Origin of the sequence: Stutzerimonas stutzeri SDM-LAC (assembly GCF_000235745.1) — a bacterium.
Classification (GTDB): Bacteria; Pseudomonadota; Gammaproteobacteria; order Pseudomonadales; family Pseudomonadaceae; genus Stutzerimonas; species Stutzerimonas stutzeri_H.
Genome location: NZ_AGSX01000044.1, coordinates 1 through 13,457, shown reverse-complemented (window position 1 = coordinate 13,457; position 13,457 = coordinate 1). Strand labels below are relative to the sequence as shown.

Sequence of the window (13,457 nt, the reverse complement as noted above, 5' to 3'; positions counted from 1 at the left end):
ACTGCGATCCGACTTACGAGTCGGTCAGAACTTATAGCCGAGCCCGACCATATAAACCATCGGGTCGACGTCTACGTCGACTTTGACCTTACCGAAGGCCGAGTCAGCAGTTGCCTCGGTGTCGATATCGATGTAGCGAACCTGGGCGTTCAGCATGAGTTGATCGGTCAGCATGAAATCCATGCCTACCTGGGCGGCTAGGCCCCACGAGTCGTCCAGCTCCAGATTGCTGAATTGCTCGCCTTTACGGCGGCTGTTCAATTCTTCGTCGAAGAAAATAGTGTAATTCACGCCCAGGCCGACGTAGGGCTGGAACACTGACCGGGTGTCCATGGGGTAGTAGACCAGGCTAAGGGTTGGCGGAAGGTGCTTAACGTCAGCAAAATCGCCGTCGAGGCCCGCCGGCATGCCGCTCAGGCCAACAGAGTGCTCGAAAGGCGTTGCGGCTAGCAGCTCGATCCCAACCTTATCGGTAACCATATAGGCGAAGTTCAGGCCCAGTTGCGTGTCGCTGTCCAGGGTCGCCTTGCTGCCTGCAATCGAGCCAGTCACCGAGGTGAATACGCTGCCGCTATCCTCACGCGGATCAACAGTAATCGCACCAGCGCGGAGAATCACATCACCGGCCTGATGAGCCTGAGCGAAAGGGGAGGCGAGCGCTACGGCCAGCACGGATGCGGTAAACAGGGTCTTGCGCATAATGGAACTCCATCGGGACATGATGTGTTGCGATTGGTGACCATGGTAGGGCGCAAGGCCCCCTCGATTTTGATCCAGCTCAACGAAACGCTGCGCTTTAGCCTGGCTGCGACGTATTGACCGGGTTGCCTTTTTTTGCGGACCTAGATGATAATGTTTCTCTTTTCTGGTCTGACCTTCGTCTGCAAGGACCCCTCAATGCAAGCCCTTATACCCCGCCTCTTGGCGGTCGCCGTGTTGCCCTGCTGCATGCAGCTCCATGCAGCTCCGCTGGACGCTGCGCTAGAAGAAAGCCAGCGCCTGGCCGCAGAGGCCAAGGCCTCGCAGGCGCGTATCGAGCAACTCGATGACGCGACGCGGCAAATGCTCACCGAATACCGTAACGCCGTTCAGCAGGCGGAGGCGTTGAAGGCCTATAACGAGCAACTGGTCGAACTGACCGCTGCGCAACGCAAGGAGCTGGACGGGTTTCAGCGCCAGCTGGACAGCATCGAACGCACCCAGGAAGCCGTTGCTCCGCAGATGGGGCGGATGATCGAAGTGCTTGAGGAATTCATCGCCGCGGACCTTCCGTTCCTCCCCGACGAGCGCGCCGATCGACTCGCCAGCCTGCAGGATATGCAGGCGCGCGCCGACGTCAGTCTTGCTGAGAAATACCGCCGCATCCTCGAGGCCTATCAAATCGAGAGCGACTACGGCCGCACCCTGGAAGCCTGGCGCGGTGAGTTGCCTGTCGAAGGCGGCAGCCGCAGTGTCGAATTCCTGCGCCTGGGGCGGACCATGCTGTATTACCAGACCCTGGACGCACACGAGAGCGGGTGGTGGAATCCTAAAACCCGTGCATGGGAAGTGCTTGACGGCAGTGCCCGCCGGCCAATCACCAAAGCGATTGCGATTGCCCGCCAGCAGCAGGCGCCGGCCTGGCTTGAACTGCCTGTGAAAACTTTGGCCAAGGAGGCTGCGCAATGAGCCGCTTGTTGATGTTGTTGCTCATCGGTTTGTTGCCGGCAATGGCTCAGGCTGCCGAGCCCTTGAGTCCTGATCAACTGCTGCAGCGCATTCGCAGCGAGCGCGCGGCGGAGGTCGACGCCATGCAAGCGCGTGAGCAGGCCTTCATCCAGAATCGCAGCGAGCAAGCGCAACTGCTGGCACGAGCAAATGCCGCGCTTGAAAAACAGAAAGCCGAAGCCGAACGCCTGAAAACTGAATTCGATCGCCAGGAAGCTGAGCTGGCTGAGCAGGAAAAGCTGCTGGCGCAGCGCGTCGGTCATCTTGGTGAACTGTTTGGTGTGGTCCGTCAGAGCGCAGGCGACATCGCTGGGCAATGGCAGGACAGCCTCCTCAACGCGCAGTATCCGGAGCGCCTGCAGCGCCTGCGGGCATTGGCTGAAAGCCGCACGTTGCCGTCGGCCGAGGATCTGGACAGCTTCTGGATGACGCTGCTCGAAGACCTCACGGCTAGTGGCCAGGTCGAGCGCGTCGAGCTGCCGGTAGTGGGCGTCGACGGGCAGCGCAGCACCCAGCCGGTCCTGCGGGTCGGTAACTTCTCGGCGTTCACCGACGATAATTTCCTTCGTTACGACAGCGACGCTCATGAGCTGCTGACGCCAATCCGTCAGCCGGCAGGCATGGCAACCGTCAATGACTATATGAACAGCAGCGACGCGTTGGCCACATTGCCCGTCGACCCGAGCCGCGGCTCGTTGCTGGCTCAGTTGCAGCGCCAGCCACAATTGTGGGATCGCGTTCAGCAAGGCGGTCTGGTTGGCTGGGTCATTCTCGCCCTGGGTGCCATCGGTCTGATCCTTGCGATCTGGCGCATGGTGTACCTGGCGCGGGTCGGGCGCGCAGTGAATCGGCAGACGCGCGAGCTCGATCAACCGCGTGACGACAACCCGCTGGGCCGCATCATCGGCGTGCTCGGGCCGAAGCCACAGCTTTCGGACCTCGAGACGCTCGAGTTGAAACTCGACGAAGCGATCCTGCAGGAGACGCCGCCTCTCGAGCGCGGTCAGCCACTGCTCAAGTTGCTCAGCGCCGTCGCGCCGTTACTCGGCCTGCTGGGTACCGTGACCGGCATGATCGTGACTTTCCAGGCGATTACGCAGAGTGGCGGTGGTGATTCCCGGTTGATGGCCGACGGCATTTCCCAGGCGTTGGTGACCACCGTGCTGGGTCTGGTCGTGGCCATTCCCCTGTTGTTTCTGCACAGCCTGCTGGCCAGCCGCAGCAAGTCGCTGATCCAGCTCCTCGAACAGCAGAGCGCTGGCCTGATCGCACTGCATCTGTCGGGGACTCCGCGTCGTGACTGATCTGCACGGCCAATGGCTGCGCCTGGTCGACAGTGGCCATGCGCTGCTCGACTTCATGGCGGCGGGTGGCGCGGTGATGTGGGCGCTGGCCGCCTTGTGCGTACTTTATTGGACGCTGGTGTTCGAGCGGCTGTGGTTCATGCGCCGGGTATTTCCGCGCTGGGTGGAAGCCCGTCGCCAGGCCTGGGGGCAGTTGCCCAACGAACCTGGTAGCTGGCAGCGTGCGGTGCGTAGTGCCTGGCTCGCCCAGGCGCAGCAACAGCTTTCCGGCCCGCTGCGGATGAGCAAAACCATGGTTGCGATGTACCCGTTGCTCGGGCTACTTGGCACCGTCACCGGCATGATCGCGGTATTCGATGTGCTGGCGCTCAACGGCACCGGCAACCCTCGCGGCATGGCCGCAGGCGTCTGGCAGGCGACTCTGCCGACCATGGCCGGCATGGTGCTGGCCATCACTGGACTGTTCAGCCTGGCGCGTCTCGAACGTATTTCGCGCCAGGCTCTCGACCGGCTGGCCGACCAGCTGCGTCACGATTGAGGATTAACGGATGCGTATGCGTCGTCACCACTATCAGCAGGAAGAAGACACCGGCATCGACCTGACGCCGATGCTCGACGTGGTTTTCATCATGCTGATCTTCTTTATCGTCACCAGCTCCTTCATTAAGGAATCCGGTGTCGAGGTTCAGCGGCCTCAGGCCGATACCGCCAGCGCACAGGACAAGGGCAACATCCTGATTGCGGTGACTGCGGATGGCCAGATCTGGATCGACAAGCAGGCCGTCGACGTTCGCAGCGTGAGGGCACACGTCGAGCGCATGCGCGTCGACCAGCCCGAAGGCGCCGTCGTGGTGCAGGCCGATCAGGATGCCCGAACCGGGCTGGTGGTTCAGGTGATGGATCAGGCGCGTCTGGCCGGGGTTCAGGACGTTGCCCTGGCTGCCACGTCGGGAGCGCAGTGATGGCGCGTGGGCTGACCCGCGTCGGGTTGTCCTTCATCGCCGCCTGCGTGGTGGCGCTGCTGCTGTTTGCGTTGATGCTGAGCATGGTCAACCCGCCGCGCAGCGAGGTGACCGACGACCCGGTTGCCATCGCCAATTTCGTGCGCATGGACAGTCGCAACGAGAGCACCGCGACCCGCTCCCGGCAGCAGGCGCCGCAACCGCCCCAACCGAAGACACCGCAGACGCCTACGCCGCCGACGCCGAGCATGGCGACTCCGAGCGCCAATCTGCCGAAACTGGATCTGCCGTTGCCGAACATCGATACCGGCGTGTCGGTTGCCAGCGCACCCGCACCCAGTCTCGCTGGATTGACGGCCGCATCCGCTCCGGCAGCACCTCCGGCGCCTTCAGCCGACCAGATGGCATCGCAGTCCGGCCCCGAGCAGGAGGTCATGCCGCTCAACGATGTTCGTCCCGAGTATCCCTATCGGGCGCGCCAGCGCGGCATCGAGGGCCATATCAAGCTCGCATTCACCATCACGGCCACCGGTAAAGTCGAAAACATCCGCGTGATGGAAGCCTCGCCGCCGAACGTGTTCGATCGCGAGGCCCGACGTGCCGCAGCCCGCTGGCGTTTCGCGCCGCGCACCGAAAACGGTTCTGCGGTAACTCGCGAGGCCGTTAAAACCCTGCATTTCCGCCTGCAAGGAGAACGCTGACATGCCCCGTTTGCTGTTACTGATCTCGTTGTTGTTCGCTGTATCGGCTCACGCCGCGCAGAGCATCGATCCATCGGTGTTTAAAGCGCTGGAGCGTGCCCAGAGTGCCCAGTCGCAGGGCGATTACAGCGCTGCGCATCGCGCACTCAAACAGGCCAAAGCCAAGCCAGGCAGCGCAGAGGAAGCATTGTTATGGCGCAGCCGTGCTTATCTGGCCTGGGCTGAAGGCAATAATCACCAAGCGCTGGAATTGCTCGACAAGGCGATTGCCAGCGGCAAGCTGGACGAGGCGATACTGCCGAACGAGCGGCTCAACCTGGCGAAACTCAACCTGATCGAACACCGCTATGCCAAGGTCGTCAGCCTGCTGGGCTCACCCGCCAATGCAAGCGAGGAAGTGCTGCAGATGCTGGTGCAGGCTTATCAGGGGCTCGGACAGCATGCCAAGGCATTGCCACTGGCTGAGCGCTACGTGCAAGCCAACCCCAGCGCTGCCGACACCTGGCTGCAATTTCTGGTAGCCGGCAATGCCGAGCTGAAGCGTTACGAGACGGCCGAGCGCTGGCAGCGCAGGCTGCTCGCCCGTCATCCGGATCAAGCCAAGAGCTGGCGGCAATTGGCGGGCTTGCAGCAGATGGCCGGCGATGAGGACAAGGCGCTCGCAACCCTGCGTGCGGCTCATGCCAAGGGTCTGCGCTTCAGCGAAGCCGAACTGGACAATCTGGTATTGCTTGCCGGCGCCGCGGGCCAGCCCTGGCAAGGTGCGAAGCTGCTCCAGGGCATGCTCGAGTCGCGGCTGCTAGCCAGCGATACCAAGCGACGCGAACGCCTGGGCATGCTCTGGTGGCAGGCGCGCGAGCGTGCGGAAGCGGCGCAGATCTACCGAGATCTGGCGACCCAATCCGGCAGCGCCACGTTCTGGCTTAACGTCGCTCAGCTGGAGCTGGAACAAACCCACTGGCAGGCCGGCCTTGATGCGCTGAAACAGGCCGAGCGCGCGGGAGCCGAGCGGCGCAAGGTTCGCTCCTGGCGGGAGTGGGCCGAAGGCGAGCTGAGCTTCGAGCGTCAGCGTCAGGTCGCCAGCACTCGCTGACGGTGATGGGGCGAACTGAGATGGCGCTTTCAGGCAGCGCTGAGATGTCCTGAACGAGCGCTGCGCACGCAGCGTGGTGGGGCAAACAGAAACCCCGCCCTGATGCAGGGTTTCGCTTTTCTGCGTTGTAAGTTGCGAGTGCTTTCACCGATGAGCGGGTTCGTCCGCTGTGATGTGCAAGGCTCAGCTCTTGACGTGCACCGGCGGCAATATGCGCTGTGCTTGCTGCGAACCCGCAGGACTTGGCGACATCGATTGGTATCGCTCAATTGTCGCCGTTCAGCCTGTCGATAGCGGCGTCGCAGTGCGAACGTTACTCAAGCTCGTAGAGATAGATCTTCTGCGCTTGCATGCGATAGCCCGCATCGGCCAGCTCGCTGGTGGCGTGTTCGACTTTCAGCGGGCCTTCGATCCAGAACGGCTGGTACAGCTCGTCCACTTTCACACCGAGCTCGCTGGTCGCATGCACGATCTGGTTGGACGGCGGTGGCGGTACGTGAATGCAGGCGCCGAAATAGGGCACCAGCAAGAACTCGGTCACTCGTCCGTCCTCGCCCATGTCCAGCGGCACGATATAACCAGGCAGCTTGACCTGAACGCCATCTAATTCTTTGACGACCGGCTCGGCGGGCGATTGCTGAGCCGCGGCCGGGCCCGCTTCGGCAGCGAGCGCGTCGGCCAATTGCGACATATCGTGGATCGCTACCGGCGGTGGCGGCGGCGGAGCGTCCGCTGGGATCAGGTCCGACCATTGCAGTTCTCGAACTTCGGCAGCAGCGAAGGGCGCCGCCAGGGCGAGCAGGGTGGCAAAAAGCAGGCGAGACATGGAAACCCTCATAATCTGATCGACAGGCCGTCGGCCAGTGACTGCCGGTAAGCGCGCCACGCCGGCACACAACCGATCAGCAGTCCAGCCAGCAGTATGCCCACCAGCAATGACCACTCATAGGCGCTTGGCAGTGCCAACGGCAGGTACAGGCCGTAGTGACTTTGCAGCGGCCCCTGTGCCACCGCAATGGCGATGTACAACAGCAAGAGCCCGAACAGCGCGCCCGCGAGTGCCAAGCTAAAGGCTTCGACCACCAGCAGACCGGCGATATGCCAGGGCCGGGCGCCCACCGAACGCAGGATCGCCATCTCCCGGCGCCGCTCGTTGAGGCTGGTGAGAATCGCCGTGAGCATGCCGATCAACCCGGTCAGCACGACAAACAATGACACGACGAACAGCGCCTGTTCAGCCGTACCCATCAGGCTCCAGAGCTCCTGCAGCGCTACGCCGGGCAAGATCGCCAGCAGCGGCTCGCCGCGATAGCCATTGATTTCGCGCTGCAGCGTGAAGGTCGCGATCTTGCTGTTGAGGCCCAGCATGAAGGCGGTGATCTGCTTCGGTTGCAGGTCCAGCTGGCGCGCCTGCTGGGCATCGACCCGCGCGGCGCCGCGAGCCGGCATGCCGTTCTGCCAGTCGATGTGCAGCGCCTCCATGCCGGCCAGATTGATATGCAGGGTGCGGTCTACCGGCGTGCCGGTGCGCTTGAGGATGCCGACTACCCGAAAGGGTTTGTCGTCGTGCTTGACCAGGCTGACCGTCGCGACGCCGTGGGCCAGCACCAATTGGTCGTCCAGCTTGTATTTCAGTGCTTCAGCCACTTCGGCGCCAAGCACCACTTCGAACGGATCTTCGGCGAATGGTCGGCCTTGTGCCAGCTGCAGCGGCTGCTTGCGGCCGTAACGGTAATGCTCGAAATAGGCGCCGCTGGTACCCATCACGCGATAGCCGCGGTGAGAATCACCCAGGGAAATAGGGATCGCCCAGCTGACTCGGGGGTGCCCGGCGAAGTGCTCGAAGCTCTCCCAGCGAATATTGTTGGTGGCGTTGCCGATACGGAACACCGAGTACAACAGCAGATTCACCGAACCGGAGCGGGCGCCGACGATCAGGTCGGTGCCGCTGATGGTGTTGGCGAAGCTGGCACGGGCCTCGGTGCGTACGCGCTCAACAGCGAGCAGCAGGCATACCGATAGCGCGATGGCGAACACGGTGAGCAGGGCAGTGAAGCGGCGGTTGTTCAGGCTTGCCAATGCCAGGCGCAACAGGTACATGGCCTAAATCTCCTGGGCGCGAGTGGCGTGGTTGAGATCCGCCAATGAAAGGCTACGGTCGAAAAGTGGTGCCAGGCTCTGGTCATGGCTGACGAACAACAGGCTCGAACCGGCGTCGCGGCATTCGGCGAATAAAAGCTGGAGGAAGGCTTCCCGACTGTCGGCGTCGAGCGCCGAAGTGGGTTCGTCGGCGATCACCAGTTCCGGCTGACCGATCAGTGCACGTGCCGCGGCGACGCGTTGTTGCTGGCCGATCGACAGTGCTTCGGCCCGTCGCTCAAGCAGGCTCTTCGGTAGGCCGAGATGCTGAAGCAGGCTTGCCGCTGCCTGCGCAACGCTGCCATGTCGCTGTCGTGCGCGCTCGGCCCGAGTCTTGGAAAAATGACAGGGCAGACCGACGTTTTCCGCCACCGAAAGGAAGGGAAGCAGGTTGAACTGCTGGAAGATATAGCCGGTGTGATCGACACGGAAACGATCCCGCGCACCGGCCGAAAGCGCCGCGAGATCCGTACCCAGCAGCTGAACGGTTCCGCGCTGCGCTTTCTGCACGCCGCCAATCAGGCCCAACAGGGTGGTCTTGCCGCTGCCCGACGGTCCCTTGAGGAACAGGCTCTGGTTGGGTGCCAGCGTGAAGCTGGGAATGTCGAGCAGCTCCGCCTGGCCCGGCCAGGCAAAACCCAATTGGTGCAGTTCAAGCAGCGGTGCGGTCATGGTTGATCCGTGTCAGGCGAGCCGGGGAGTTTACTGCGTCGAGCCAGGCGGCAGACAGGATCAGATCAGAAGGCTGCGCGTGGCTGGTCCGCGGTGAGTTGCACGCCCTGTTGACCGTTCGGGCCGATCAGCTGTGCCTGGATTTTCTGGGTGCCCGGAAATGCCCTGAACAGGCCTTGTAGATCGAGCGCCTGCAGCGCTTGGGGCGTGGCGCAATCAAACTGGTAGTGCGCGTGAATTTCGCTGTGTTGGCTTTCATGATCTTTATCGTGCGCGTCGTCATGGTCATGCGCTTCGCCTTCGAATAGCGGGCTCTCCAGCTCGGATTCGGCCAGGGCACAGCCTGCTGCTGCAGGCAGGCCGAACAGTCCGTTCGGCTGTTCCAGCTGTTTGCGTGCATTGGCGACCTTGCGCCTGTCCGCTTCGCTGCTCGGTGCGTGCTCGAAGCCAACCAGATTCATCGCCGGGCTGCGCAGCTCGATTTCCAGTATGGAGCCGTCCAGCGCGGCATCCAGCTCCGCAGCGCCATGCTCGTGGGCGTCCAGACTGTCCTGGTGCGCATGGTTGTGATCGTGTTCGGCAGCCAGAACAAAACCGGGTAATAGTGCGAAGGGCAGGGCAAGCAACAAGCAGCGCATGACGAACTCCAATTTGGTTTGATAGTTACGTTATAACAAAATAGCGCGACGACTGGCCAGCCTCAATCGGCCATGGGAGCATGCGATCTCGTTTTCCAGGAGAGTGGCGATGATTCGAATTCGCGGCCATGTTGGCGATCTGCCGGTAGACCTCAGCATTGAAATGGACGACCACGACTGGGCACGGCTGGCGCGTCAGTTACCCGCCGCTCAGGTGGCGACCGTCTCGGCGCCATCGGCCGACAAGCCGACGGCAGATCCGCACTGGCATGAGGCGCAGCAACTACTGCGAGCGGCGCAGAGTATGGATGGGCCACAGCTGTTGGCAGAATTGCAAGCGCTGGCCGGTAGCGCTCAGATGGGCAAGCGCCTGCTGGTGCGCTTGCGTCATTGCGCGCAGGTCAAAATTGATAGCCGTGCCGATACGCCTGTCTACCGCTGGGTCGATTGAGCGGTGCAACCGCGTTTGGGATCACAGGCGTTGGGTCTGAAACGTATCGCAACGTGTCGGGTCGCCGCTGTCGAACCCCGTACGAAACCACTTCACCCGCTGCGCAGAGGTGCCATGGGTGAAGGCATCGGGAACGACCCGGCCCTGGCTTTGCTGTTGCAAGCGGTCGTCGCCGATGGCGTTGGCCGCATTCAAAGCCTCTTCCAGATCCCCTTCTTCAAGCCAGTCATGCCGCCGCTGAGCATGGTTGGCCCAGACCCCGGCGAAACAATCCGCCTGCAATTCCTGACGAACCAGAAGGCCGTTGTCACCTTCCATGCGCGCGCCGCGCTGACGGGCAGCTTGCATCTGCTGCGATACGCCCAGCAGTGTTTGCACATGGTGTCCGACTTCATGGGCGATCACGTAGGCCTGAGCAAAATCACCTGCGACCGAAAAACGCGCGGCCATCTCGTCGAAGAACTGCAGGTCGAGGTACACCTGCTGGTCGCCCGGACAGTAGAAGGGGCCGACCGCCGAATTGGCGAAACCACAGGCTGAGCTCACGCCACCACGAAATAGCACCAGGGTTGGATCACGGTACTGCTGCCCGGACTGCTGAAACAAGGCGCGCCAGGTGTCCTCGGTATCGCCCAGGATCGACTGGACGAACGCAACCTGCGGATCGTCGCCGTTGGCCGGCGCGCTGGTCTGCTGAGCAGGTACCGAGCCGGACTGATCGGCCAGCTGGCCGAGGATCTGCATGGGATCCTGGCCAGACAACAGGCCGATCACCACCACGATAGCGACGCCCGCCAGGCTCAGGCGTCCGCCACCGATGCCTCCGCTTCGCCCGCGAGCGTCCACCACATTGTCACTGCGACGAGCTTTTTTCCACCGCATGTCTGAGTCCTTCCGCCGGTTCTTACTCTGGTCAGACCAGCCTCAGCACCCGCAAATTCAGCGGCTCGATGGACGTTTCGTTCGCTACGTCAGTCTGCCGGGTACTCGGCCAGCACCGACTGCTCGCCTTCGTCGTTCACGGCGATCACCTTGTACGCATCCTTATGGTCGCCCATCTCCATACCGGGTGAGCCCATCGGCATGCCAGGCACTGCCGCACCGATCAGGTCGGGTTGTGCGCGCAGCTTGAGGATGTCGGCAGCCGGGACGTGACCTTCGACGAATTTCCCGTCGATCACACCGGTATGGCAGGAACCCAGGCTATGTGGCACGCCGAGGCGCGTCTTGACTGCGGCCATGTTGGTTTCAACGTGGTCGTCGACCTCGAACCCATTGGCTTCCAGATGCTTTATCCAAGCCTTGCAGCAACCGCAATTCGCGTCGCGGTGCACCTCGATGGCGATGGGTTCGGCGGCCTGAGCGAGGCTGGCGAAAAGAGCGGTGGCAAGCAATAAACGGCGCATGAAGGTCTCTCCGGCGGGGGTACGCGCAGCATAGCTGCATGCTCGCAGGGACCCAAGCCTGCGGGTGTGAGCGGATGTCACAGGGGTAGCGGTCAAAGCGTGAAACGAACCAAAACGGGGTGATCCGGTCGGATACCCATGGTGGTACGGAGCCGCTATCAGGAGAGTTTTCGATGCGTTTTGCCCGTTTCGTTCTGCTTGCGCAAGCACTGGTCATGGCCTGTCTCAGTTTGGCGTACTGGCTGCGGCCACACGAGATGGCCAATCTCAACGGCATGCTGCTGATGGAAACCGCATCGGTCAGCCATATGCGCGTCTATTACGGCGGCCTGCAGCTGGGTCTGGCGCTGTTCCTGATCTGGGCTGCGCGCGCTCCGGAGCGAGCCCGCCCAGCCTTGATCATGCTGGTGATGACCATGGCGGCGCTGGTGCTGGGAAGGCTTGTTTCGCTTTGGCTGGATGGCGGTGAACTGGTCGGCTTCGACCTCGCGTCGATGCTCTATCGCGTGCTGGCTGTGGTGTTCGCTGGTCTCGCCTGGCGTGCCATCCGCGAGCGCCAGGAGCCAGAGCCTGAGCGCCTTGAACCGGCCACCCATCGACTCGTCAACGAACCCCCGATGCCATTCAAGCTGGGAGACACGCCTCCGGCCGCAGAGCCTGCGTCAACAGAGGCCTCACCTCAGCCGTTCCGTCGAGGAGACCCAGCCGCCTGACCGCTGCCGCTTCGCCAGGTCAGCCTCCGTTGGCCTGGCGAAGCAACCCGCATGGCGGGCTCTGCGAGCGCATCGTGGCATTGCGCGGTCTGCGCGAACGGGTGATGACCACCGACGGCTCACAACGGGTCAAGCCGTTGAACATCAGCCTGGATAGTTTGGATGTCGCCAAATTCCACGCCATCACCCGCTCCGGCCAGCTACAGCAGGTGCTCGATACCCACCCAGCGATCAGCCGTTGTTTGATGCCATCCGTGCGGCATTGCAGCGCAAGCCGTTGCGCCACGAATTCCAGTGGCGGTTGACTGCGACGCCCGTGGGCTACGAGTCGATCACTTAATTCGTTACCATCGCCCGGTATTGGCGGTTTGACCCAGCTGCCGCACGGGCCTTGTCGCCGAAACCGCTGGTGCCATCGCCTGCAATGCTCACGGCACCGCTCAGCGCGCGCATACCTCTAAAGGGGAATGGGTTCGCATACGGCACGGGTGCAGCCTGTGCACACATATTCAAAGGAGTTTCGAGCCATGGCTCATCTGTCCAACACCGAATTTCAGGCCCTGAGCATCGCGGTGCTTACGGTGAGCGACACCCGCAACATCGATTCCGATACTTCCGGCCAGGCGCTGATCGACGGCCTGCAGAGCGCCGGCCATACCCTGGCCGAACGGGCCATCGTCAAGGATGACATCTGGCAGATCCGCGCCCGCGTCTGCAGCTGGATCGCCAGCGAGAACGTGCAGGTCGTGCTAGTGACCGGCGGTACCGGTTTCACTGCCCGTGACAACACTCCCCAGGCGGTACAGCCATTGCTGGACAAAGACGTCGACGGCTTTGGCGAACTGTTCCGCTACGTTTCGCTGGGCGAGATCGGCACCTCCACCGTGCAGTCCCGCGCGCTGGCTGGCATGAGCAACGGCACGCTGGTCTGCTGCCTGCCGGGCTCGACCAACGCCTGCCGTACCGCCTGGAACAAGATCCTCGTCGAGCAGCTGGACAGCCGCACCAAGCCCTGCAACTTCGTGCCGCACCTCAAGGCTTCCGCGGTCGAATACTGCGGGCCGCGCTCATGAGCGCCTGTGGCTGCGATACCAGTGGCCTGAAGCCGGTCGACGAGGCCATCGCCGAACTGCTAGCGCGGGTGCCAGCGCTGCCGCCGGTGGAGCACGTGGCGCTGTCCGATGCCCTGGGTCGGGTGCTGGCCGAACCGCTCGACGCACCGTTCCCGGTGCCGGCCTGGGACAACAGCGCTATGGACGGCTACGCCCTGCGCGCGGCCGACCTGCCAGCCGACGGCGGTTGGCTGCCATTGGCCGGGCGCATCGCCGCCGGTGATGCTGCCGACCAGCAACTGCCTGCCGGGCACGCCGTGCGCATTTTCACCGGCGCGCCATTACCGCCGGGTGCCGATACCGTGGTGGCGCAGGAGGATTGCCAGATCGAGGCGGCCCGCGTGCATCTGCCTGGCGTCACCCAGGGCGCCCACGTGCGTCGGCAGGGCGAGGAACTACAGGCTGGCACCCCCGTGCTGCAGGCCGGCAAGCGCTTGCGACCGCAGGAAATCGGATTGCTGGCGAGTTTCGGCGTGGCCCGTGTAGCAGTCTACCGGCGGTTGCGCATCGGCTTGCTCTCCAGCGGCAATGAACTGCGCGACCCCGGCGAGCCGCTGGC

At 62.9% G+C, this 13,457-nt stretch carries 16 protein-coding genes and 2 pseudogenes; 11 read left to right on the top strand and 7 right to left on the bottom strand.

The annotated features are described in order from the left end of the window. Positions 1–24: 24 nt before the first annotated feature. The gene (locus tag PSTU_RS0105010) at positions 25–699 is read right to left on the bottom strand and encodes an OmpW/AlkL family protein (protein ID WP_019339952.1); all 675 of its coding nucleotides are present in this window, start codon (positions 697–699) and stop codon (positions 25–27) included. A 198-nt stretch (positions 700–897) separates the two neighbouring features. Between PSTU_RS0105010 and PSTU_RS0105005 the strand changes: the two genes are divergently transcribed. Genes PSTU_RS0105005 through PSTU_RS0104980 form a run of 6 tightly spaced genes read left to right on the top strand, consistent with a single transcriptional unit; the run spans position 898 to position 5,767 of the window. Then, a complete protein-coding gene (locus PSTU_RS0105005; protein WP_019339951.1) occupies positions 898–1,668 on the top strand; it encodes a DUF3450 domain-containing protein in 771 nt (256 codons plus the stop codon). Then, positions 1,665–3,011 (top strand): MotA/TolQ/ExbB proton channel family protein, encoded by a 1,347-nt coding sequence (locus PSTU_RS0105000; RefSeq protein ID WP_019339950.1) that lies wholly within the window; start codon positions 1,665–1,667, stop codon positions 3,009–3,011. Before PSTU_RS0105005 ends, PSTU_RS0105000 begins: the two co-directional genes overlap by 4 nt. Further along, positions 3,004–3,549, top strand: a complete 546-nt coding sequence (locus PSTU_RS0104995) for a MotA/TolQ/ExbB proton channel family protein (RefSeq protein WP_019339949.1) — start codon at positions 3,004–3,006, stop codon at positions 3,547–3,549. Before PSTU_RS0105000 ends, PSTU_RS0104995 begins: the two co-directional genes overlap by 8 nt. A 10-nt stretch (positions 3,550–3,559) precedes the next feature. Beyond that, positions 3,560–3,973, top strand: a complete 414-nt coding sequence (locus PSTU_RS0104990) for an ExbD/TolR family protein (RefSeq protein ID WP_019339948.1) — start codon at positions 3,560–3,562, stop codon at positions 3,971–3,973. Beyond that, the gene (locus PSTU_RS0104985; protein WP_019339947.1) at positions 3,973–4,674 is read left to right on the top strand and encodes an energy transducer TonB; all 702 of its coding nucleotides are present in this window, start codon (positions 3,973–3,975) and stop codon (positions 4,672–4,674) included. Before PSTU_RS0104990 ends, PSTU_RS0104985 begins: the two co-directional genes overlap by 1 nt. 1 nt (position 4,675) lies before the next feature. Continuing rightward, positions 4,676–5,767, top strand: a complete 1,092-nt coding sequence (locus PSTU_RS0104980; RefSeq protein ID WP_019339946.1) for a hypothetical protein — start codon at positions 4,676–4,678, stop codon at positions 5,765–5,767. Between the two features lie 313 nt (positions 5,768–6,080). Here the strand turns inward: PSTU_RS0104980 and PSTU_RS0104975 are convergent, their stop codons facing one another. The 4 genes from PSTU_RS0104975 to PSTU_RS0104960 form a co-directional block, all read right to left on the bottom strand. After that, complete coding sequence (locus tag PSTU_RS0104975; protein ID WP_019339945.1) at positions 6,081–6,593, bottom strand: DUF3299 domain-containing protein; 513 nt, start codon at positions 6,591–6,593, stop codon at positions 6,081–6,083. 8 nt (positions 6,594–6,601) lie between these two features. Then, positions 6,602–7,867 carry an ABC transporter permease gene (locus tag PSTU_RS0104970; RefSeq protein ID WP_019339944.1) on the bottom strand — a complete coding sequence of 422 codons (1,266 nt, stop codon included), beginning with the start codon at positions 7,865–7,867 and terminating at the stop codon, positions 6,602–6,604. A 3-nt stretch (positions 7,868–7,870) separates the two neighbouring features. Beyond that, entirely contained in the window at positions 7,871–8,578 is a 708-nt protein-coding gene (locus PSTU_RS0104965) for an ABC transporter ATP-binding protein (RefSeq protein ID WP_019339943.1), read from the bottom strand. Between the two features lie 65 nt (positions 8,579–8,643). Further along, complete coding sequence (locus PSTU_RS0104960) at positions 8,644–9,216, bottom strand: DUF2796 domain-containing protein (RefSeq protein WP_019339942.1); 573 nt, start codon at positions 9,214–9,216, stop codon at positions 8,644–8,646. Positions 9,217–9,325: 109 nt separating this feature from the next. On the opposite strand from PSTU_RS0104960, the gene PSTU_RS0104955 reads away from it, so the two are divergent. Then, entirely contained in the window at positions 9,326–9,667 is a 342-nt protein-coding gene (locus tag PSTU_RS0104955) for a hypothetical protein (protein WP_019339941.1), read from the top strand. 21 nt (positions 9,668–9,688) lie between these two features. Here PSTU_RS0104955 and PSTU_RS0104950 read toward each other — a convergent pair whose 3' ends face one another. After that, the gene (locus PSTU_RS0104950; RefSeq protein WP_019339940.1) at positions 9,689–10,549 is read right to left on the bottom strand and encodes a neutral zinc metallopeptidase; all 861 of its coding nucleotides are present in this window, start codon (positions 10,547–10,549) and stop codon (positions 9,689–9,691) included. 89 nt (positions 10,550–10,638) lie between these two features. Beyond that, complete coding sequence (locus PSTU_RS0104945) at positions 10,639–11,073, bottom strand: DUF411 domain-containing protein (protein WP_019339939.1); 435 nt, start codon at positions 11,071–11,073, stop codon at positions 10,639–10,641. A 173-nt stretch (positions 11,074–11,246) separates the two neighbouring features. On the opposite strand from PSTU_RS0104945, the gene PSTU_RS0104940 reads away from it, so the two are divergent. The 4 genes and pseudogenes from PSTU_RS0104940 to PSTU_RS0104920 all read left to right on the top strand — a co-directional run. Next, the gene (locus PSTU_RS0104940; RefSeq protein WP_019339938.1) at positions 11,247–11,786 is read left to right on the top strand and encodes a DUF4345 domain-containing protein; all 540 of its coding nucleotides are present in this window, start codon (positions 11,247–11,249) and stop codon (positions 11,784–11,786) included. A gap of 56 nt (positions 11,787–11,842) precedes the next feature. Continuing rightward, positions 11,843–12,004: pseudogene (locus PSTU_RS21195) on the top strand (GTP 3',8-cyclase MoaA); the annotation flags it as partial. 309 nt (positions 12,005–12,313) lie between these two features. Continuing rightward, positions 12,314–12,859 (top strand): molybdenum cofactor biosynthesis protein B, encoded by a 546-nt coding sequence (gene moaB / locus PSTU_RS0104925; RefSeq protein WP_019339935.1) that lies wholly within the window; start codon positions 12,314–12,316, stop codon positions 12,857–12,859. Then, positions 12,856–13,457: pseudogene (locus PSTU_RS0104920) on the top strand (molybdopterin-binding protein); the annotation flags it as partial. The gene moaB and the pseudogene PSTU_RS0104920, both read left to right, overlap by 4 nt.

Coding starts and splice junctions, on each gene's coding strand:
- PSTU_RS0105010 (WP_019339952.1), bottom strand. CDS start 699: ATGCGCAAGACCCTGTTTACCGCATCCGTGCTGGCCGTAGCGCTCGCC.
- PSTU_RS0105005 (WP_019339951.1), top strand. CDS start 898: ATGCAAGCCCTTATACCCCGCCTCTTGGCGGTCGCCGTGTTGCCCTGC.
- PSTU_RS0105000 (WP_019339950.1), top strand. CDS start 1,665: ATGAGCCGCTTGTTGATGTTGTTGCTCATCGGTTTGTTGCCGGCAATG.
- PSTU_RS0104990 (WP_019339948.1), top strand. CDS start 3,560: ATGCGTATGCGTCGTCACCACTATCAGCAGGAAGAAGACACCGGCATC.
- PSTU_RS0104985 (WP_019339947.1), top strand. CDS start 3,973: ATGGCGCGTGGGCTGACCCGCGTCGGGTTGTCCTTCATCGCCGCCTGC.
- PSTU_RS0104980 (WP_019339946.1), top strand. CDS start 4,676: ATGCCCCGTTTGCTGTTACTGATCTCGTTGTTGTTCGCTGTATCGGCT.
- PSTU_RS0104975 (WP_019339945.1), bottom strand. CDS start 6,593: ATGTCTCGCCTGCTTTTTGCCACCCTGCTCGCCCTGGCGGCGCCCTTC.
- PSTU_RS0104970 (WP_019339944.1), bottom strand. CDS start 7,867: ATGTACCTGTTGCGCCTGGCATTGGCAAGCCTGAACAACCGCCGCTTC.
- PSTU_RS0104965 (WP_019339943.1), bottom strand. CDS start 8,578: ATGACCGCACCGCTGCTTGAACTGCACCAATTGGGTTTTGCCTGGCCG.
- PSTU_RS0104960 (WP_019339942.1), bottom strand. CDS start 9,216: ATGCGCTGCTTGTTGCTTGCCCTGCCCTTCGCACTATTACCCGGTTTT.
- PSTU_RS0104955 (WP_019339941.1), top strand. CDS start 9,326: ATGATTCGAATTCGCGGCCATGTTGGCGATCTGCCGGTAGACCTCAGC.
- PSTU_RS0104950 (WP_019339940.1), bottom strand. CDS start 10,549: ATGCGGTGGAAAAAAGCTCGTCGCAGTGACAATGTGGTGGACGCTCGC.
- PSTU_RS0104945 (WP_019339939.1), bottom strand. CDS start 11,073: ATGCGCCGTTTATTGCTTGCCACCGCTCTTTTCGCCAGCCTCGCTCAG.
- PSTU_RS0104940 (WP_019339938.1), top strand. CDS start 11,247: ATGCGTTTTGCCCGTTTCGTTCTGCTTGCGCAAGCACTGGTCATGGCC.
- moaB (WP_019339935.1), top strand. CDS start 12,314: ATGGCTCATCTGTCCAACACCGAATTTCAGGCCCTGAGCATCGCGGTG.